The following is a 19935-nucleotide window of genomic DNA, read 5'->3' on the forward strand; positions in this document are numbered from 1 at the left end:
TTCATTGCTTTTTATGGCTGATTTTAAGTGTTTTCTAATTTTTACTATGAAAAATTGAGCTATTTGAATCATTTTTGTGCGTGTGATAGCATTTTGTACGAAATAAATTGTTAGAGTTCTAATTAAATGGAGGGCGGTTTCTAGTTTTTTCCTTTTCGAGGAAAGCAATTTGGACACGTAGTAGTAGTATTTATGGACAATGCATTAAAGAAGTACAGTATCGAAACCACTGACTATCAAGTAGGTCAGGACAACATTCAAAAGTGGGGTTTCGATATACACAACCCCGTATTCGGAACAAGCGCAGCGCTTGTTATTCTCAGCCTAATTTCCCTTCTTATCGTCGAGCCAGCAACCGCACTCAACGCTCTCAATGGTCTTAAAAATGGCATCATTAATGACTTTGATGTCTTCTTCATGTGGGCAACCAATTTTTTCCTATTCTTTGCCGTCGCGTTATTGATTTCTCCTCTTGGGAAAATTCGTATCGGTGGTAAAAATGCAACAACTGACCATTCAACCATTTCATGGTTGGCGATGCTGTTTGCGGCTGGTATGGGTATCGGCTTACTATTTTGGGGAGTGGCGGAGCCAACGGCTTATTTTACTGACTGGTGGGGAACACCACTCAATGTAGAGCCCAATACGGAAGCAGCTAAATCACTTGCTATGGGGGCAACGCTGTTTCACTGGGGCATCCATGGTTGGGGTATTTACGCTATTGTGGCGTTATCACTCGCGTTTTTCACCTACAACAAGGGGTTGCCTCTATCTATTCGCTCAGCATTCTATCCAGTATTCGGTGACCGAGCTTGGGGTTGGCTAGGCCACGTGATTGATATCATGGCGGTGTTGGCGACTTTGTTTGGTCTAGCGACATCACTGGGTTTAGGTGCTCAACAAGCGACAAGTGGCATCAACTATGTATTTGGTCTAGACGGTGGCATTGGTATGCAACTGGCGGTGATTGCGTTTGTTACCTTAATCGCGGTTATGTCAGTGGTGCGTGGTATTGATGGTGGAGTAAAGGTTCTTAGTAACATCAATATGGTTGTGGCCTTCTTATTGCTGATTTTTGTCACGGCTGTGAGTCTGGATGTCGCTCTGCCGTCAATCTGGAATACAACGCTTGGTTACGTAGAAAATATCATTGCGCTCAGTAGTCCTCATGGCCGTGAAGACACTGTCTGGATGCATGGTTGGACGGTATTCTATTGGGCGTGGTGGATTTCTTGGTCTCCATTCGTTGGGATGTTCATTGCTCGAGTCTCGAAAGGACGTACGGTACGAGAGTTCTTGTTAGCGGTTATCTTTATTCCAACTGCAGTGACGTTAATATGGATGTCAGTATTTGGCGGGATCGCTATAGATCAAGTGGCAAATCATGTAGGTGAGTTGGGGGCGAATGGTTTAACCGACATTTCACTAACGCTATTTCACGTATACGATGCTTTACCATTTGGCTCTATTTTGTCCGTGATCTCCATTGTTCTTATTTTGATTTTCTTTATAACGTCTTCGGATTCTGGCTCGTTGGTTATCGATAGCATCACTGCTGGCGGCAAGATTGATGCGCCAGTACCCCAGAGGATATTTTGGGCGTGTATTGAAGGGGCTATTGCAGCAGTAATGTTGTGGATTGGCGGTAAAGAGGCGCTTCAAGCATTGCAGTCTGGCGTAGTGGCAACGGCTCTGCCGTTTACTTTTGTTCTGCTATTGATGTGTTTTAGCCTAATAAAAGGTTTGAGGACGGAACAAGCACTTTATTCGTAAAATTGCTTAATTAATGAAAAATAGGTGCTCTGAGAGCACCTGTTTTTCGTTCAGACTGGTCTGTAAGTGCCCGCCTGATTAGATAAAATAAAAATAAAGCGATTGATTGTCATACACTATTTCAGTTTTATTCCACTCTTATTGTTTAGTGATAAATCTTATCTTCGTCCTCGTTACTATACGCCAACGTTTACACATGAGTTGTTTTCCCTAATGTTGCCAGTAACGAGGATCTTACCGTGAGAGCTTCCCTCTCTATTATTGTTTTGACGGTTTCAATCGCTTCAAGTCAAACCGTTGCTACTAGTTTTACCGATCCAGTTGATCATCAGTTTGATATGGGCGAATACCTAGCTGAAAATGCTTATGGTTTTTTGCCTGTACCAATACTCGTGACCGAACCTGCCGTTGGGTATGGCGGTGGTGTGATGGGAGTATTCTTGCATGAATCGGAGGCGCAGAAAGAAAAGCGTAGAAAGTTGTCGATGACATCGGTAAATGGTGGTGCTCAATTGCTAACGCCAGCTATCACTGTAGGTGGTGCTTTTGGGACAGATAATGGTACTTGGGCTGGATTTGTGGGTCATCGGCACTCATGGAAGCGTGACAGTATCCGCTATCTTGGTGGTGCATTTTATGGTGACGTGAATATGGATTTCTATGGTAGCGGTGAACACGTCAGTAAGTTTGAGCTGAATATGAAAGGGTATGGAGAGCTACAGAAATTGCAATTTAGAGTCGCTGACACGCCATTGTTATTAGGGATCTCACAAGCTTTTGTTCAATCTACGTTATCATTAAATTCCATCGAACGTCAGCAGGATCGTCATCGGCGAGAGTTCCATCCTTCATTAGATTCTACATTTTCAATGCTGGGGTTATTGGTTGAACATGACACACGAAATAGCTTCTTATACCCCTCTGCTGGTGGGGATTACAGTGGTGAATATCGCTTGTTTAGAAAGAGTCTTGGTAGTGACTACGATTTTGATACGTTCACATTTAAAGGGATACACTATTTTCCAATTAGAGAAGCGTGGAACCTTGGTTTTAAAGGGCAATACAACACGCTAAGTACCAGTGAGCGTTACTTACCAACACCTGTTTACCCTGACATCAATATGCGCGGCATTGCTAGAGAGCGATACCAAGGTGATACAACAGCCTCGTTAGAGACTCAATTAACTTGGCAAATGACTATGCGTTGGTCAGCTTCTGTTTTTGGTGGGTTAGGTACCGCCGTTGATGATGGCGACTCGATTTTTACAACCAATAACCATTATAGCTATGGTGTCGGTTTTCGTTACCTTATAGCCCGTCGCTATGGCTTGCGTGCAGGGATCGATGTGGCTACCAGTGAATCGGATAACGCCATTTATTTTCAAGTAGGCACTGGTTTTTAGTAGTTATCGAACAAGGGGACATGATAAGTCCCCCTTGTTTTACTTGATTAAGAGCGAGCGAACTTCATCCGTTCCAAAGCGACAGAGCCACCTACGTTTGGAAGCATAAATGGTATGGTGACCATAAAGTAATAGAACGCCAATTCCCATCCTCCACCCGGTAAAATCCACGTATAACCAACGGCAAAGTGTCCACCCACTATCTGGGCAACAATCAGATATCCTGCTGACATGAACGCTCCAAACCGAGAAAGTACCCCTAGTCCCAATGAAATAGCAGTAGCCAGTTCAACTAGGCCGCCAAGCACAATCAGAATATTGGCGGTTGAATCCGTTAATGGGTGTCCAACCACTAAGTTACCAAATCCGTTGGCAAAAAAGTTAACCAAGCCAGCGTCGTGGGAAGAAACAAACAGTTTTTCTGTACAGTGCGTTAACCAGTTCATACCGATGAATATACGCAGCATACTTAATGCTGTTTCTGTCGGACCTTCTTTGATAAAGGTACGTCGCATGACTACAACACACTGTGCGAGCAACGGCAGATAAGATATTGCCGCTATCCAACCAATCATTGACCAATCATGTTGATCAGCATTTCTAACGACAATGGTGGTAAAAAATAGTGGTAAAAGAAAAGACAGTGCGACATTCTTCCTATTGAAGTAGGCAGTTACGGGAATCATTATTGCGGCGGCAATGGTAGCGACTTCAGACCAGGTACCATCGTAAAGATCGGCGTTAATGATGGCACTTGCTGCGGCGAGTAATCCTGTGAAAACGATAATATTTGCGTAGTTTTTGCTTTCCATAATCGTACACCTTACGTAGCCTTCGTCGTGACTGGCAAAGGCCACAAATATTGAATTTCGGAGTTATTGGTATTGTTCGTTGTTGAGTAACTTCACCTGAGTACTTTGACTTTGAGTGACCATCCAATCGGCAACACTTGGCTCCCAGCGCACTTCAGGTGCACTGAAAAAGCCTCTTAAAATGGAAAATACAATAGCCTCGTCCACCAATTTCCTGCGACTTCCGGTACCTAGTTGGAGAAGTTCATTCGCCTGAGTGATCAGCACCTCTGCTTGTGAGGCGATCTGCGATGTGTCTTCTAACAAGCTGTTGAAATTAAGCTCATAGGTTTCTTTTTTAGTACGCCATGCTTTTTTTGCACTGGCGGTGGAGAACTCTTTGAGTGGCAAGGCGCTCCAACGTGGATATCCAATTTTCTGCAGTGGTAAGAAGGCATCCTTCTGCCATCTCATCACGTCTTGAGATGGCGTACTGTTTTCTGCCGAATCTGCTAAGCCGAGCAGATAACCGATGATATCGAGACTCTCCGCCATGGCTTTTCCGCTACCTGTGACAAACACAGGAACTTGCTTACTGCCGATGATGTTTTTTGTAGTTGTGTCGTCGTCATAATCTAGTGTGACAATATCCAGTGATAAGTTGAGCATTCCCGCCACGTAGCGAACACGTGCACTGAACGGGCAATGGTCATAGATATAAAGCTTCATGATGAATACCTGTAATAAGAGTAGTCTTGGTTTTGACTTAGTTGATTAACGCGCCGCCATCGACATCAATAATGGCGCCAGTCATATAGGTGTTTTCGATAGCAAACAAATACGCTTTTGCGACATCTTGCGCTTCACCAACTTTGCCAACAGGTAGATTGTTCTTGGCATTTTCGTACATGGTATCGCGGGTTGTTTGATCCATTCCTTTGTATGCGGTGGTTTTTGTTAAGCCAGGGCTGACGGCATTGACGCGAATTGGCGCTAGTTCTCTAGCCAAGATCTTTGTCACCGCTTCTAGTGCGGCATTCATTGCGGTTTTTGCATAAGTGTTAGGAACGACTTTTCGAGATAACATGCCCGTCGTAAACGTAATGGTGCCGTTTGGCTTGATAAAGCGAGCAGCTTGTTTTGCAGCGTTGATGGAGCCCCAGAATTTGACGTCAAATGCTCCTTTAGCATCGTCAATGGCTACATCGGTTACTTTGCCTGCAGGCGCCGCTGATCCTGCAGTGACAATAAGGTGGTCGAAAGCACCGATGGATTCGAAGTAGCAGTGCATCTCTTTCTCGTTGCTGATATCTAGACCAGTTGAGCGACTAGCAACATGGACGATATTCTCTTCGTGATTAACGAGCTGAGCGATAGCTTCTCCAATACCTGAGGTGCCACCTAGAATGACGTAAGTTGTTTTTTCGCGGTTCATTATTGTTTCTCCCAATTCGATGACTTCATTTGATAACGCCCATTATATTTATTCGACTTAGTTTTATAATTGGGTAAAATACGAAATCATTATTCGGATTGGTTAAATAATGGAGCGCCTATGGATAAGTTTTCAGATATGGAGATGTTCGCGAGCATTGTTAAGCACCAAGGGTTAGCGGCTGCGGGCAGAGACCTTGGATTGTCGCCAGCCTCAATGACGGCTAGGCTTCAGGCTTTGGAGGAGCGTTATGGCGTAAAACTGCTTAATCGAAGTACTCGCCACGTATCGTTAACTGACTCAGGAGAACTCTACTACAAAGCTTGCTTGGATATATTGGATAACGTCAATGAAGTGGAAAATATTATCCAAAGTGGCGTTAAAGAGGTAAAAGGCGCGCTGAGAGTGTCTGCGCCAAAAGACATTGGCAAACAATACATAGTGCCCATTCTGAATGAGTTTTCAGAACGCTATCCTGACGTCATTCCTTATCTCTACCTCAATGACCACCTGTCGAACGTTAACGAATCGGGTATGGATATTGTCATTCGCTATGGGGAAATGGCGGATAGTAACCTCATCTCTCGCAGATTAGCGTCCAGTCGCCGTGTGTTGTGTGCCTCGCCAGAGTACCTAGCAAAGCGGGGGACTCCTATTACCCCTCAAGATTTGGTTGGGCATGATTGTTTAGTGATGTTGCGTCATAACGAAGAGTTAAAGACGTGGCACTTTCGAGAAAATGACCAACGAAAATCCATTACGGTAACGCCCAAACGTTTTTCAGATGATGGTGAAGTGATTCGTCGATGGGCGTTAGAGGGAGCGGGTATTGCTCTCAAGTCACTATTGGATGTTCAGGCAGACATTAACCATCGTCGTTTGGTAACAGTGCTTAACGGCTATATGAAAAACTTCAATGCTTCGACAACGGTATCAAGTGCGGATTTGAATGTGGTCTATTTGAGTAAAAAATACCAACCCAAACGCATTCGATTGTTCTTAGACTTTTTGTTCGAACAGTTCCCAGATCTAGTCAAGCAATCTAGCGATAACTGAGGATTACGGGTGATGATCGTGTAACGATAGGAACGACTTGGTTCCTATCGTTTGCGTCTAGCTATCAATCCGTATGAGTCTCGCGCAGCATCCATTACTGTTAGTATTGTTCGAAAGTGTAAATTGCCAGCCATAGCTTTCTGCGATCCGATGAACAATCAGCAGCCCCAGCCCATGCTCAATATCGTTACTATTGTTCAGTCCACAGCCGTTATCAGTAATGCAAATTTCCTGAGATGAGATACGGACGGAAATCTCCCCTTTGGCTGTAAAACGTATGGCATTGTCTAGCAAATTTCCGACTATCATTCTCACGGCTATCAATGGTAGGTTAACCGCTGTCCCTTCTTCGATCTGCACCGTTACTTTTGTGTCTTTTGAAGCACTTGAATAGTATTTTGCTAGCTCCAAATCTTGTTCATTGACTTTGGTCGATAAGCTATCGGGACTCGCATTTTCTTGTTTAACGATGTTTAGTAGCAGTTCCACGGTCTGTTGCATACCGTTTGCCGCTTTGAGTATGCGTTCACGTTGCTTGGTTTGAAAAGCCTCATCTTGTTTCATTGCCTGTAAGTTGGCGGCACCCAATACAACGGCAATGGGCGTTTTCAACTCGTGGCTCGCATACTTGGCAAACATAAGCTCTTGTTTTGCGACACGCTCTTTCATTTGCGTGTAACTATTAAGATGCTCGGTGAGTGTTTGCAGCTCTAAAATTGAATGCTCTGTGATAGAGAATGCTCCGTCTTGGTTACTTGCGAGTTGGTGGCTGAGGGATGAGATTGGCGACATTAATGTGTCGAAGACCCTTTTAAGTGATAACCGCAAGACAAAAATCAGAAAGACCATCAGTAGCATTGAAATGATCATCAATGTGTCCCAAGAGTCATCTCCAAAGTCCATCGCTCTCGAATCAATGGTGAGGTAAAGCGGGATAATTTGCTCGTTAAACTTAAACTTGGTGTGATAGACCAAAAAGCCATCTTCGAGGAAGGTATTGTATTTCGTTACTTTTCCTGATGGGAAAGGCCCCTGTTGTGCGATTCTTTTCGGTAGCATATTAGCATCAAAAATACGCGGTAACGCTTTTACTGAGCTGAGCCTGATTTACTTGACGAAGTTGATAGTAGGATTGAGCAATTTCTTCAAATGATACTAGGTGATGTTCGATCTGGTCGTCTTCCTCCAGAGCCAAGTGAAGCGAAAAGGCAAAGAAGACCAGAAAAGAAGTGACCAAAGCGATAAGAGAGAAGGTTCGTAACAAGCGAGCTTTGACTTGTTTTATGGAGTAATAACTAGGTTGTGACTTTGACCTTTTCATCATTGAATTACCAGTTTGAAGCCAAATTTAGGTACCGTCATTAGGCATGGAACGTCGAACGGCTTATCTAAGACATTTCTCAGTAAATAGATATGACTTCGTAATACGTCTTTATCGGGCACATTTTCCCCCCAAAGGGTTTGAATTAATGACTCTCTTGATACCACTTCACCTTGAGCTTTTACTAGGGCGAGTAGGATTTGATAGGTCGCTGGGCTTAACTCTATATTTTCGCCTTGTCGTGTCACTTGATGGCTTTTTTCATCAATAACAATATCGCCAAATCTCAGTGTGCTTTTGGCAACTTGACCACGATAGCGCTTAATTAGTGCGGTAAGTCTGGCTTCGAGTTCAGGAAACTGGAACGGCTTAGTGAGGAAGTCGTCAACTCCAGAATCGAAACCGGTCAATAAGTCAGATTGTCCATTTAGTGCTGTCAGCATGAGAATAGGTGTCGTGCAGCCTTTAAGGCGCAGTTTCTCGTGCCACCTGCATTCCATCTTTTTTTGGCATCATTACATCTAGAATAATGGCATCGAACGTATGAGATAACGCAAGCGATAGGCCTAACTCACCATTGCTTGCAAAGTCCGCTTCCGCTTGTTTGACGTCAAGAAAGTCCGCCAATATGCCTTGTAGTTCTTCATTGTCCTCTACGACTAAGATCTGGCTGCCAGATAACACACTCATACATGTTTCCAATTCAATAGCGTGAATTGATGATAGCAAACTTGTGTCGATTTTTTGTCGAAACGCGATTGCTAAGTTGTAAAACTGCTTTGACAAAAACTCGACATCCACTCCTGCACACTGCTCTTATTTACTAAGGGAGTGCGTGATATGAAAACACCAAAATCATTAGTTTGTTTGGCTTTAAGTCTGGTGGCGCCTTGGGCTCAAGCCATAGAACTAATTGGGCAAACTGTCAGTTTGTCATCGGTAAATGTGGTTGCTGAAGTCAATGGCGTAATTGAAACCATGGACGTAGAGGTCGGTGATAAGGTTCAGCAGTACACGGTTATAGCTGAAATCAAAAAGCAAGACTTTCAGTTTGAACTAGCACGCACTACGGCCAATCTGGAACTAGCACAAGCGGAGCTCAAACTCAAACGTTCCGTATACGAACGCTATCAAGAACTTATTAAAAACAACAACTTATCTGTCAATGAACTTGATATCGCCAAAGCTGATTACCTCAATGCCAAAGCATTAGTTAAGCTGGCACAAATTGAACTTGATATTGCTCAGAAAAACTTCGAAGAGACAAGTATCCGAGCCGATATTGAAGGCTTTGTGGTGAGCCGTGATACACAAGTTGGTGCTTGGGTAAACCAAGGTGATTTGCTTTATCGACTTGTGAATATTGATACGTTGACGGTACGTCTGTTAGCAAGTGAGCATGATATGTCTTTGCTATCGGTGGGGCAGTCGATAGAACTTTGGGCAGAGACAAGTCCAGAGCAAAAAGTGGTGTCATCCATTGCTCGTATAGGAGTGGAAATGGATGTTCAGCACATGGCTTATCCGATTGAAGTTGATATAAAAAAATGCCGATTTTAAGCTGATGCCAGGTATGTCGATGTATGCCACGACCGATGTTTCGCAAATCACAACTTCCGTGAAATAAGAGGCGATTTTGACCATGTTTTCTTTAATCTCCTATTTTGCTCGGCGCCCGTTTCTCGCCCGAATCATTACGATTATGGTATTAATGATGGGAGTGATTTCACTATACACTCTTAAACTGCAAGAATACCCCGATGTTGCCTTCGAATCCGCTGAGGTGACGACCCATTACCCAGGAGCAACGGCTTCCGATGTTGAAGTCAATGTTACTAATCCATTGGAGAAAGAGTTACGCACGGTAAAAGGTATTAACTTTTTTTCCTCTCAATCTGTGGATGGCTTTTTCTGCAATAGAACTGGAGTTTCTTCCAGATGTCGATTCCACACAAGTTATGCGCGATATTCAACAAGCCGTCGATAGGGTGAGTGGTTTACCGAAAGATATCACTAATCCGCCACTAGTGACTCAAAAGCAAACATCTTCATTTTCTGTTCTATCGTTCGGCATCAGTGCTGTTGGCGAGACGCAAGGGAATGGAGAGTTACAAGAGTATGCGTACCACTTAGAACGTGCGATAAGCGCACTATCAGGTGTTCAAACCGTCACACTCTCTGGTTATAGCGAGCGAGAGTTTTGGGTAGAGATTGATCCTACAAAGGCGAGTCGTTATCAATTAACGTTTGCAGAGATAAGTAATGCAATTGTTCAGTCGAACTTGTCACAATCGGGCGGAATGGTACGCGCTAAAAACAGCGAGCAAAAGCTGATCACGATGACTCAAGTGCAATCGGCGCAGGAAATTGGAAATATCGTTATTAAGGCGCTCCCTAGCGGCACTATAGTGAAAGTTTCCGATGTTGCGCAATTGATTGATACCTTTGCGAAAGCGACGCAACAAGGAGTGATCAATGGTCATGATGCTGTGTTGTTCGATATCTCTAACAGCGGCAATGCGGATATCACTAAAACGGTCGCCAGTATCAAAGCGTTGCTAGAGCAAGAACAAACTACGTACCAGGGGCAGTTCGCTTTCCAATATGGAATGAACCTCGCTGATGACATGAGCAATCGCTTTACTATCGTGTCGACCAACGGTGCTATTGGTCTTCTCTTAGTATTACTAGTTTTGAGCATAGTACTCAAAAGACAAGTTGCTTTTTGGGTTTCTATTTCAATTCCATTTTGCATATTGGGTGTCATGATCGTATTGCCGATGCTTGGGCTGAATCTCGATAGTATTACCTTGGCGGCATTGTTGTTAGTTATAGGAATCATTGTTGATGATTCAGTGATTGTTGCCGAAAGCATTTATCAACAAAAAGAGGCGGGGAAACAGGGAGTTGAAGCTGCAATTGAGGGAACTAAAGCGGTCATTAAGCCTATTTTGGCCAGCTTGACGACCACGGCCTTGGTATTCATTCCGATGATGTTTATTCCTGGCATTATGGGGAAAGTGATTGTCGTTATCCCAATTACGGTTATTACCGCACTGTTGTTTTCTCTTGGTGAATGTACCTTTACCTTACCTGCACACCTTTCTGGATCGTTAGAATCAAAGCGTGCTACTTCAGGCAAATTCACTAAGGTAGCTGTCTGGTATCAGCGGATGTTGACCAATTGTCTTCGCTACAAAAAAGTCTGTTATTACCGCGGCGATTCGTTGTTGCATTAGCAGGGACGAGTCTAGTGATGACTCTTAAATTAGATATCTTTCCTTCACAAGCTGCAAAATATGTAGAGGTACATACCGAGGTAAAGCCGGGAACCTCGTTAGAAAATGTTCGCGTAATGCATGCGAGAATCGAGCAGGCAATAAAGTCACTACCCGTAGACGAACTCGACAGTTTTGAAATGACTTATCAATCGCCGGTGAGTACAGGTCGAATCAACTTGAGTGACTATAGCCAACGAAAGCGCACAGCAGATGAGATCGTCGCTGAACTGAATCGTAAGGTTGCCAGTTACAGTGACCAGGTGTTTGTTAAGTTTTCCATTGATGCAGGAGGACCGCCTCCAGGAGAGCCTATCGAAGTACGTGTCTTGGGAGGATTAGAGCATGATCGTCAACAAGCGGTCGAGTTGGTATCTAAATGGTTAGCCGAGCACTCTGGTCTTGCGAATGTTACTAACAGTGAAGCCTTAAAAGATCCTCAATTAAAAATAGTGCCACAGCACACATGGCTAGCCAAATATGGACTCACGGTAGCGGACCTTGCCAATACACTACGTATTGCCTTTGATGGCGAGAAAATCACTTCCACTTGGTTAAGCACCCGAGAAGTCGATATCCGTATGATTTTAAATGAAGACTACCGCTCTCTAGAAAAGTTAGCGACAACAAAGATCTATACCTCAGATGGAAAACAAGTCCCGTTGAGTCGTTTGGCAAGAGTAGAGCAAATTGAGTCCCCTAGACTGATCAAACATTACAATGGACAGCGAGAAGTGACAGTAACAGCACAGATAACGGATGATGCCCTAAGTTCAGTAGCGCTGTCGAACGAGTTAACTTACTGAACTACAGGGTAAATACGCTGCTACAGTAACTGTTGATATTGGCGGTGAATGCCGGAAAAAAACTAATGAAACCATGAGTGGATTTATTGTTGCTTTTCCTTCCGCTATGGTGGCGATCTATTTTGTTCTCGCGATCATGTTTAATTCGCTACTTCAACCACTCTTAGTAATGGCAGTTGATTCCATTTGCTGTTGTTGCATCGTTGATGGCATTGGGTTGTGCACTTTCAAGCGTTGTCTTTATTCGCGTTGATAGGAGTGCTCGGAATGGCTGGAGTCGTTGTGAATAACGCTTTGGTTCTCATTAATCGAATCAACGAACTAAGAGCTGATGGAAATTGTGGTGTTGATGCGGTTATAGAGGCATCCGTAAGTCGACTGCGCCCAATATTATTAACCTCCCTGACAACAGTAGTGGGCTTATTACCACTCGCTTACGGTATAGGTGGCACTGACGTTTATATGGGGCCGATGTCGTTAACACTAGGCTATGGTTTATTGTTCTCGCTACCGATTGTCTTATTGGTTGTTCCAGTTTTGTATAGTTTGTGCTTTGTCCGTGAACGTGAACCGATGAATACCTAGAGTGTGTTTAAAAGCAGTATGCGATTGATAGAAAAGTACGTCATGTGTATGCACTCATGTGTCATTTTGGGCGTATGACTCCAATTTACGCCAATCCAGATAATTAATCTTTACGTATAGTATCTTAATGTTAAGCTAGGTGGTGTTTGTTTTTTTATGCCACTAGTTTCTTTAGCCAAAGTCTAAGAGACGTAATCTATTTAGGTACACTATGAGAAAAATGACCTTAACCTTGCTAGCACTTACCGTATCCGTTAGTGGCAGTGTGTTTGCCCAAGAAGCGTTGACGGGGTGTGCGGCCAAAGAGCAGCGACTCAAAACCAAGCTGGAATATGCTAAAAAGTATAACAACACTCATGAGATCCAAAGCCTCGAATTAGCCATAGAGAATGTTCAAAATTACTGCACTGATGAAAAGCTCTATGAGGAACGAATGCAGAAAGTGGGAGAGCAAGAAGAAAAAGGTAGCGGAAAGAGCTCAAGATCTGGAGCAAGCAAAAGCTAAGGGTGATCAGAAAAAAAATCAAAAAAAAGGAGCGCAAACTGGCGGATGCTGAAGAGGAATTACAGGAGGCAATTTCAGAGTTATCTGAGTGATTATTCTTTATTCGAAAGCACACAAATGGCTCCTGTAAGATCGAGTAGGCACTCTCGCGATAGAAGTGCCTACCAATAACTGATGACTGTTTGTCGAACTTATTGAAGCATGCTGGTATAAACCTGCTGGCCCAGAGTAGTTAAAGTGTATACCTTGCCGTTGTCCTTAGTTACCAGCCCACAGTTTACAAGTTGTCTTAGGTGGAAGTTGAATTTCGTATGATCCTCGATACCGACAATACGGCATAGGTCCATAAATTTAATTTTGTGATGCACTTTTAGTTGTCTCACTACGGTACGGCGTATTGGATTCGATAGTGCGCTGAAGACTTGGTCACGAGACTCGGCATTTTGCACGTCCTTAGGAGAGCGCTCTGCATGAACACGTTTGAGTGTGACGGAGAGTGCGGATAGGTTAAATGGTTTAGTCAGAAACTCATCAGCGCCTTTTTTCATGGCGTCAACCGCAAGGTCTACCGTAGCAAATGCGGTAGTGACAATTACACCAATATTGGGCTGGAATCGGCGTAGTGTTGTCAGCGCATCAATGCCAGTGATTCCACCCATCACCACATCGAATAGGGCTAGGTCAAACGTCTTTTCTTTCGCGAGATCAAGAGCATCTTCGGCATTATCGACGGCGGTGACTTCAAAGCCTTCAAGTGATAATGCTTCCTCCAATACTTCTCTTAAGTCCGTATCATCTTCAGCTAAAAGTAGTTGCAGTTTCATTATTTAACTCCTGGTAGTTTGAACTCAACAAGTAGCCCCGGGCAAACATTCGAGAATGTAATAGAGCCGTTATGTTGTGTGGCAATTTGTTTAACGAGGGCAAGGCCCATACCGGTACCTTTGCCTTTTGGTTTAGTGGTAAAGAAAGGTTGTGTCGCCTTCTCTAAGGTTTTAGGGGACATTCCTGTACCCCAGTCGCGTACTTTCAATGACACTTTGTCATGATCTTTTTGAACTCTGATGGCTAGCTTGCGTTGATTGGCGCTGGCATCAAGAGCATTGGATACAAGGTTGATAACGACTTCTTCAAGCAAGGCTTTATCGCCTCTGACATAGAGTTTAGGGTCGATATCTAACGTCAGGTCATATTGAGCAAGACGGTAGCGAAGCATATCGAGAGCGGCATTCACTATGCTCTCAACATGCACTCGCTCCCGCTCAATACTATGCTGATGTGAGTAACGTAGTACTTCTTGGCTTATGCAAGCCGCTCTCTCAAGTCCTCGACGTATACGGACGATTTGACGGTCTGCGATTTCTTGGTTCTCGCGATTCTGCTCTAACAAATCACAACTCATAAGAGCACTGCTAATAGGTGTTTTTATTTCATGGGCGATGGCTGAAGATAGTTCTCCAAGCTCTTTTAACTTCTGATTTTGTAGAGACAGTGATAGTGCCTCTTCTATTTGTTGTTTTCTTTCGAGATCAAACATCTTCAATGCTTGCCACAGTGTTGCCAATAGCATGACAGCACCAACACAGCGGAAGACCAAGACCCAAGCTCCATACTGAGCAAAAACAAGGGCGCTGCCGAGGCCGTATATGAAAAAGGCAATGCCAGATAGCAAGAAGTACAGATGGTTGGGAACATCTTGTTCTTCTAACTGTTTTGAATACAACGCAAGACCAACCCCTGCAACACAGCTAGCGATCAAGCTAAAAAGGAGTCGTGCGTTGCGAGTAGCGCTAATGGTAAAGGCGTAAAAATCTTGAGTAGAAAACTGATAGAAGGAAACCGCGAGTAAGAGAGTCGCTAGGCCTAACCAGACACGGCGAACGGTTTTAGCAATAGTGGCATCTAGAAGTTCGGTCATCTTCCATGCGAATAGGTTTAAAGGAAGATAGGCAATAACAAACTTTAATAGAAGTAGTACTTCCATCGGTTTCGTAATGACGAACTCTTGTTGGTAAATAGCAAGATACAATTCGCTCCACTCATGGAAGCCAAGCACCAATCCAGAAATGCCTAAGTAAGGAAGAACTTTAGCAATTTTTATTTCACTGCTGGACATATCGCGCAGTAATATCGCGAAAAATAGCGTTATAAATGCTAGTCCGTAAATGAGATAAATCTTAAATACAAAGAGAGTATCCATGAGTAATATTGTTTACAAGATAATCAGTATTAGTGTTATAGCACTTCTCTATGTGATCTCTATCACTGATATCTTACTTTCTATTTTTGAAAATGAACAAATGTAAGAATGTATAAAAACATATTAAGTCAATGATATATAAGGGTTGGAGGTGGGATTGTTGAGTGATTTGTCGCTAGGTTGTTACTAATGTAGTTAACTTGAGTGACAAAGCGTTACATTAACGAAGCGTGGTGGTAGAAGGAAAATTTATAAGGACTAGAAATAAAAAAATCACTCCTTGAAAGTCTATTCTGTTGGGTGGGGAAGAATAAACGATCAAGGAGTGAAATATAATTAAGAAAATATAATCTAAGTTGATAAGTGTATTTATCAAAAAATAGTAAAGGTTAAATGTAAATAACTAAAGAGTTCACATCCTTGTGAATAAGTTAGTCTGTAAGTATTGGCTTACTATATAAACGTAGCTTGATCATTAATGGAATACAAATAAATAAATCCTCCAAAAATGAAATGATAAGTTTCGCTAATTATTATTTATATTATCACTTTGTTGGGTGTATCTTTCTTCTCGCAAGCTGTGTAGATAAATAACTACATTTTGCGTCGATGATAAATTTAGTTATCCATTAATTAATTTAGTCGGTAATTAAATTTATCAATATGTTTTAAATACAATTAAGGATTGCTGATGCAAGCTAGTATCCCCAGCGAAGATATAATGCTAGCTGGGAAGCGGATATTATACAGCCAGTTGATGCTTGGGTCGGTATTTATACTCTACGAGCTCTTTTTTAAAGACAAACTAGATATAGAATCGGCGTTAATCGGAGTGATTATTGCAGTTGTACCTCCGTTCATAGGCATGATATTCGCGTCGCTAAAAGCTAAATATAAGCCGCAACAAAATTTAAAAGATCTGATGCGTTTGAGTCGCAATATCAAGATGATCTACACCATAGTGATGTTCATTTTGACATTTCGATTTATGGAACTGAGTAACGTTACTGTATTAGCCGGATATTGCATTACGGTATTAGGTTTCTTTATCAGTCCAATGCTTAAAGATCAGCAAACCATTGAACTACAGAGGAAAGCGTAATGGAAAACGTTCAATCAGCACATGACTATATTGAACACCATTTGACGTTCTGGACTTCGGGTGATGGTTTTTGGGGCATAAACCTAGACTCAATGTTGATGGTTTGGTTACTGGGTATCGTCTTTATCGTAGGCTTTCGCTATGCGGTTTCCAAGGCGACAAGTGGGGTTCCTAGCCGATTGCAATGTCTCGTTGAATTGGTGTTTGAGTTTGTCGACGGACTGGTAAAAGAAATTTTCCAAGCACAAGATAAACTAATAGGTCCATTGGCTCTGACTATCTTTGTTTGGGTATTCTTGATGAATGCTATCGATTTATTACCTATCGATTTTATTCCAGCCTTTACCCGAGCAATAGGACTTGGTCACTTTAGAGACCTACCATCAGCGGATGTTAATGTCACTATGTCAATGGCGTTAGGAGTATTTATTCTAGTCCTTGGTTATACCTTTAAACATAAAGGCATAAAAGGATTTATTAAAGAACTGACTACTCAGCCATTTTCACATCCTTTGTTATATCCGGTGAACCTGGTTCTTGAATTAGTCACACTAATTTCAAAACCTATTTCATTAGGTCTGCGACTATTTGGCAATATGTATGCGGGTGAGATGATATTTATTCTTATCGCACTAATGCCATGGTGGATGCAATGGGCGTTAAGTGTTCCGTGGGCATTGTTCCATATATTAATTGTCGGATTACAAGCGTTTATATTTATGGTTCTCACTGTCGTCTATATGGGCATGGCAGTAGAAGAACATCACTAATTCAAACTTAATTTACTAAATATATTTCTCAGGAGTTGTTATGGATATTGTAAGTGCTGTTTTATATGTAGCAGGTGCACTTCTAATTGGTCTTGGTGCGGCGGGTGCGGCAGCAGGTATCGGTAATCTTGCCGGTAAATACCTAGAGGGTGTGGCACGTCAACCAGATTTAACCCCGATGCTTCGTACTCAGTTCTTCATCATGATGGGTCTAGTGGATGCGGTTCCTATGATTGGTGTTGGTATTGGTCTCTACATCATCTTCGCAGTGGCTTAATTGATTTTTAATAAGTAAACATTGGTGAGGATGTTATGAACCTAAATGCAACCATGCTGGGTCAAGCAATCTCCTTCGTTATCTTCGTTTGGCTTTGCATGAAATATGTGTGGCCACCATTGGTAACACTGCTTGACGAGCGTCGAGACGAAATCGCGACTGGTATTAAGAATACTGCAGCCGCGGCAAAAAGAACTTGAACTAGCAAAAGCAAACGGTGAGAGCATCGTTGCGGAAGCGCGCGAAAAAGCACAATCCATTATTGAGTTAGGACAGCAACGTCAAAACCAATTAGTGGAAGAAGCGGCAGAGCTAGCGCAAAAAGAGAAAGCGAAAATCATCGCTGAAGGTAAAGCTGAGGTAGAGAGCGAAAAGAGCAAGGTTCGTCAGGAGCTGAAATCTGAAATGGCAGATTTAGTGATTGAAAGTGCCAGCAAACTGATTCGCAAAAACCTTGATTCTAAGAGTAACCGTGAGCTTGTTGAGCACATGATTAGCGAAATGTAGGGGTAAATCAGATGAATGACTTTACCTCAATTGCTCAACCCTATGCCAAAGCTGCGTTTGACTTTGCCCTTGATGAGGCACTGCTCGATGAGTGGGGACAAGCGTTAGGGCTTTTAAAAATGGTGGTGTCACAACCCGCGGTCGTCGAGGTGATTGAAGACCTTGAAGAGGAAAGTTCAGAGCAAGTCTTGCTCGATATGATACTGACCTCGTGTGATGAGTGGCTTAGCCAATACGTTAAGAACTTCTTACGTGTTATGGCTGAAAACAAGAGACTCAAGCTACTGGCAACCACTGTTGAGCTGTTCTTTGAAATGAAAGCGGAATATGAAAAAACCATGGAAGTTTTGGTTTACACCGCAGAACCATTGGAACAAGACCAATTGGTGGACATTAAGAACGCGCTTGAAGCTAAGTTTGGCAAAACGGTAACGATAGAACAGCAAATTGATCCATCCCTCGTTGGTGGAGTGATGATTAAAGCGGGCGAGCAGGTGTTAGATGGAAGTATTTACTCATCGTTACACCGTCTTGCTGTCAACCTACACGCATAGTAGGGGAAAGAGATGCAATTGAATTCAAATGAAATTAGTGAACTGATCAGAGAGCGCATCGCCAATTTTGACATGGCGAGTGAGGCGAGAAATGAAGGAACCATCATTTCGGTCAGTGACGGTATTATCACCATTCACGGTCTTGCGGATGCTATGCAAGGTGAGATGATTGAGTTACCAGATAACCGTTTTGCCCTAGCGCTTAACTTAGAACGCCACTCTGTTGGTGCGGTAGTGATGGGCCCTTATGCTGACCTTTGTGAAGGGATGAAGGTCCGTGGTACGGGTCGTATCTTAGAAGTGCCAGTTGGCCCTGCGCTGCTTGGCCGTGTGGTGAACACTTTGGGTCAACCTATCGATGGCAAAGGCGAAGTGAAAGCTGAACGCTTTGACCCTGTAGAAGTGATTGCACCGGGTGTAATCGACCGTAAATCAGTGGATGAGCCAATTCAAACTGGTTACAAAGCGGTTGATGCTATGGTGCCAATCGGTCGAGGTCAGCGTGAGCTGATTATCGGTGACCGTCAAACAGGTAAGACGGCGATGGCTATCGATGCCATCATCAACCAACGTGACACTGGCGTTAAATGTATTTATGTCGCGATTGGCCAAAAAGCCTCAACGATTGCTAACGTGGTTCGTAAGCTAGAGGAACATGGCGCACTAGCAAACACCATTATTGTGGTGGCGTCAGCATCAGAATCTGCTGCATTACAATACCTGGCACCATATTCAGGCTGCACCATGGGTGAATACTTCCGTGACCGCGGCGAAGATGCATTGATCATCTACGATGACCTGTCTAAACAAGCTGTTGCTTACCGTCAAATCTCACTACTACTAAAACGCCCACCGGGTCGTGAAGCGTTCCCAGGTGATGTTTTCTATCTTCACTCACGTCTTCTAGAGCGCGCAGCTCGAGTTAATGAGGGTTATGTAGAGCGTTTTACTAATGGTGAAGTTAAAGGTCGTACTGGCTCGTTAACCGCATTACCGATCATCGAAACACAAGCGGGTGACGTATCTGCGTTTGTACCGACTAACGTTATCTCAATTACCGATGGTCAAATCTTCTTGCAGACTCAGCTGTTTAACTCTGGCTTACGCCCTGCTGTGGACCCTGGTATCTCAGTATCGCGTGTAGGTGGTGCAGCACAAACCAAGATCATCAAGAAGCTCTCTGGAGGTATTCGTACCGCATTGGCTCAGTACCGCGAGCTAGCTGCCTTCGCGCAGTTCTCATCTGACTTAGATGAAGCGACTCGTAAGCAGCTTGACCACGGTGAAAAAGTGACCGAACTCATGAAGCAAAAGCAGTACGCACCAATGTCTGTTGCGAATCAAGCATTAGTCATCTTCGCAGCCGAAAAGGGTTTCTTGGAAGATGTGGCACTGAACAAGCTCGCGGAGTTTGAAGATGGTTTGGTGGCTTTTGCCAAACAGACTCAAGCTGATCTACTCGAAGAGATCAACAAAACTGGTGATTACAACAAGGAAATCGAAGGCAAGCTTTATACGCTGCTAGAAGAGTTTTCTGCGCTGCAATATTAACCATCAACCAAGTAGGAGTCA

The 19935-nt window shown here is 43.3% G+C and carries 21 protein-coding genes and 2 pseudogenes; 15 read left to right on the forward strand and 8 right to left on the reverse strand.

Translation table 11 applies throughout. From position 1 onward, the window contains the following. Nucleotides 1-192: 192 nt before the first annotated feature. Nucleotides 193-1773: a BCCT family transporter gene (locus tag JKJ11_RS24240; protein ID WP_062461926.1), complete on the forward strand. Its 1581-nt coding sequence runs from the start codon at nucleotides 193-195 to the stop codon at nucleotides 1771-1773. A 239-nt stretch (nucleotides 1774-2012) separates the two neighbouring features. After that, entirely contained in the window at nucleotides 2013-3176 is a 1164-nt protein-coding gene (locus JKJ11_RS24245; protein ID WP_252039454.1) for a BamA/TamA family outer membrane protein, read from the forward strand. 47 nt (nucleotides 3177-3223) lie between these two features. Here the strand turns inward: JKJ11_RS24245 and JKJ11_RS24250 are convergent, their stop codons facing one another. The 3 genes from JKJ11_RS24250 to JKJ11_RS24260 form a co-directional block, all read right to left on the reverse strand. Further along, nucleotides 3224-3988: a DoxX family protein gene (locus tag JKJ11_RS24250; protein WP_006070164.1), complete on the reverse strand. Its 765-nt coding sequence runs from the start codon at nucleotides 3986-3988 to the stop codon at nucleotides 3224-3226. Nucleotides 3989-4051: 63 nt separating this feature from the next. Beyond that, nucleotides 4052-4696, reverse strand: coding sequence for a glutaredoxin 2 (gene grxB, locus JKJ11_RS24255; RefSeq protein ID WP_252039455.1), 645 nt, complete (start codon nucleotides 4694-4696; stop codon nucleotides 4052-4054). Between the two features lie 37 nt (nucleotides 4697-4733). Then, entirely contained in the window at nucleotides 4734-5402 is a 669-nt protein-coding gene (locus JKJ11_RS24260) for an SDR family oxidoreductase (protein WP_031494637.1), read from the reverse strand. A gap of 120 nt (nucleotides 5403-5522) precedes the next feature. Between JKJ11_RS24260 and JKJ11_RS24265 the strand changes: the two genes are divergently transcribed. After that, on the forward strand, nucleotides 5523-6458 hold the full coding sequence (locus tag JKJ11_RS24265) for a LysR family transcriptional regulator (RefSeq protein ID WP_038230823.1): 936 nt from the start codon (nucleotides 5523-5525) through the stop codon (nucleotides 6456-6458). A 57-nt stretch (nucleotides 6459-6515) separates the two neighbouring features. On the opposite strand, the gene JKJ11_RS24270 is transcribed toward JKJ11_RS24265, so the two are convergent. The 3 genes and pseudogenes from JKJ11_RS24270 to JKJ11_RS24280 form a co-directional block, all read right to left on the reverse strand. Next, nucleotides 6516-7517 carry a sensor histidine kinase gene (locus JKJ11_RS24270; protein ID WP_252039456.1) on the reverse strand — a complete coding sequence of 334 codons (1002 nt, stop codon included), beginning with the start codon at nucleotides 7515-7517 and terminating at the stop codon, nucleotides 6516-6518. A gap of 7 nt (nucleotides 7518-7524) precedes the next feature. Further along, the gene (locus JKJ11_RS24275) at nucleotides 7525-7782 is read right to left on the reverse strand and encodes a hypothetical protein (protein ID WP_252039457.1); all 258 of its coding nucleotides are present in this window, start codon (nucleotides 7780-7782) and stop codon (nucleotides 7525-7527) included. Beyond that, nucleotides 7779-8469 (reverse strand): annotated as a pseudogene (locus JKJ11_RS24280) (response regulator transcription factor). The gene JKJ11_RS24275 and the pseudogene JKJ11_RS24280 overlap by 4 nt, the downstream one beginning before the upstream one ends. Before the next feature lie 150 nt (nucleotides 8470-8619). Between JKJ11_RS24280 and JKJ11_RS24285 the strand changes: the two are divergent. From JKJ11_RS24285 to JKJ11_RS24295, 6 genes are all read left to right on the forward strand, one after another. After that, complete coding sequence (locus tag JKJ11_RS24285) at nucleotides 8620-9339, forward strand: efflux RND transporter periplasmic adaptor subunit (RefSeq protein ID WP_252039458.1); 720 nt, start codon at nucleotides 8620-8622, stop codon at nucleotides 9337-9339. Nucleotides 9340-9493: 154 nt separating this feature from the next. Beyond that, a complete protein-coding gene (locus tag JKJ11_RS26210; RefSeq protein WP_503061271.1) occupies nucleotides 9494-9766 on the forward strand; it encodes an efflux RND transporter permease subunit in 273 nt (90 codons plus the stop codon). Continuing rightward, a complete protein-coding gene (locus JKJ11_RS26215; RefSeq protein WP_503061067.1) occupies nucleotides 9681-11018 on the forward strand; it encodes an efflux RND transporter permease subunit in 1338 nt (445 codons plus the stop codon). Before JKJ11_RS26210 ends, JKJ11_RS26215 begins: the two co-directional genes overlap by 86 nt. Before the next feature lie 17 nt (nucleotides 11019-11035). Beyond that, complete coding sequence (locus JKJ11_RS26220; protein ID WP_503061068.1) at nucleotides 11036-11863, forward strand: efflux RND transporter permease subunit; 828 nt, start codon at nucleotides 11036-11038, stop codon at nucleotides 11861-11863. Nucleotides 11864-12082: 219 nt separating this feature from the next. Further along, nucleotides 12083-12448: an efflux RND transporter permease subunit gene (locus JKJ11_RS26225; protein WP_503061069.1), complete on the forward strand. Its 366-nt coding sequence runs from the start codon at nucleotides 12083-12085 to the stop codon at nucleotides 12446-12448. A gap of 211 nt (nucleotides 12449-12659) precedes the next feature. Then, on the forward strand, nucleotides 12660-12953 hold the full coding sequence (locus JKJ11_RS24295; RefSeq protein ID WP_252039459.1) for a DUF1090 domain-containing protein: 294 nt from the start codon (nucleotides 12660-12662) through the stop codon (nucleotides 12951-12953). Nucleotides 12954-13144: 191 nt separating this feature from the next. On the opposite strand, the gene JKJ11_RS24300 is transcribed toward JKJ11_RS24295, so the two are convergent. Continuing rightward, a complete protein-coding gene (locus tag JKJ11_RS24300; protein WP_006070155.1) occupies nucleotides 13145-13777 on the reverse strand; it encodes a response regulator in 633 nt (210 codons plus the stop codon). Further along, nucleotides 13777-15153, reverse strand: a complete 1377-nt coding sequence (locus JKJ11_RS24305; protein WP_006070154.1) for a sensor histidine kinase — start codon at nucleotides 15151-15153, stop codon at nucleotides 13777-13779. The genes JKJ11_RS24300 and JKJ11_RS24305 overlap by 1 nt, the downstream gene beginning before the upstream one ends. A gap of 691 nt (nucleotides 15154-15844) precedes the next feature. Here JKJ11_RS24305 and JKJ11_RS24310 point away from each other — a divergent pair. The 6 genes and pseudogenes from JKJ11_RS24310 to atpA all read left to right on the forward strand — a co-directional run bounded on the left by JKJ11_RS24310 (nucleotide 15845) and on the right by atpA (nucleotide 19914). Further along, nucleotides 15845-16255, forward strand: a complete 411-nt coding sequence (locus tag JKJ11_RS24310) for an ATP synthase subunit I (RefSeq protein ID WP_006070152.1) — start codon at nucleotides 15845-15847, stop codon at nucleotides 16253-16255. Beyond that, nucleotides 16255-17025: a F0F1 ATP synthase subunit A gene (gene atpB, locus JKJ11_RS24315; RefSeq protein WP_006070151.1), complete on the forward strand. Its 771-nt coding sequence runs from the start codon at nucleotides 16255-16257 to the stop codon at nucleotides 17023-17025. The genes JKJ11_RS24310 and atpB overlap by 1 nt, the downstream gene beginning before the upstream one ends. Nucleotides 17026-17065: 40 nt before the next feature. Continuing rightward, entirely contained in the window at nucleotides 17066-17302 is a 237-nt protein-coding gene (gene atpE, locus JKJ11_RS24320) for a F0F1 ATP synthase subunit C (RefSeq protein WP_004727739.1), read from the forward strand. A 35-nt stretch (nucleotides 17303-17337) separates the two neighbouring features. Beyond that, nucleotides 17338-17809 (forward strand): annotated as a pseudogene (locus JKJ11_RS24325) (F0F1 ATP synthase subunit B). Between the two features lie 11 nt (nucleotides 17810-17820). Next, complete coding sequence (locus JKJ11_RS24330; RefSeq protein ID WP_038230814.1) at nucleotides 17821-18363, forward strand: F0F1 ATP synthase subunit delta; 543 nt, start codon at nucleotides 17821-17823, stop codon at nucleotides 18361-18363. A 12-nt stretch (nucleotides 18364-18375) separates the two neighbouring features. Then, on the forward strand, nucleotides 18376-19914 hold the full coding sequence (gene atpA / locus JKJ11_RS24335) for a F0F1 ATP synthase subunit alpha (RefSeq protein WP_038230813.1): 1539 nt from the start codon (nucleotides 18376-18378) through the stop codon (nucleotides 19912-19914). The last annotated feature ends 21 nt before the right edge of the window (nucleotides 19915-19935 follow it).

The sequence above is a fragment of the Vibrio sp. SCSIO 43133 genome, assembly GCF_023716845.1.
Taxonomy (GTDB): Bacteria; Pseudomonadota; Gammaproteobacteria; order Enterobacterales; family Vibrionaceae; genus Vibrio; species Vibrio mediterranei.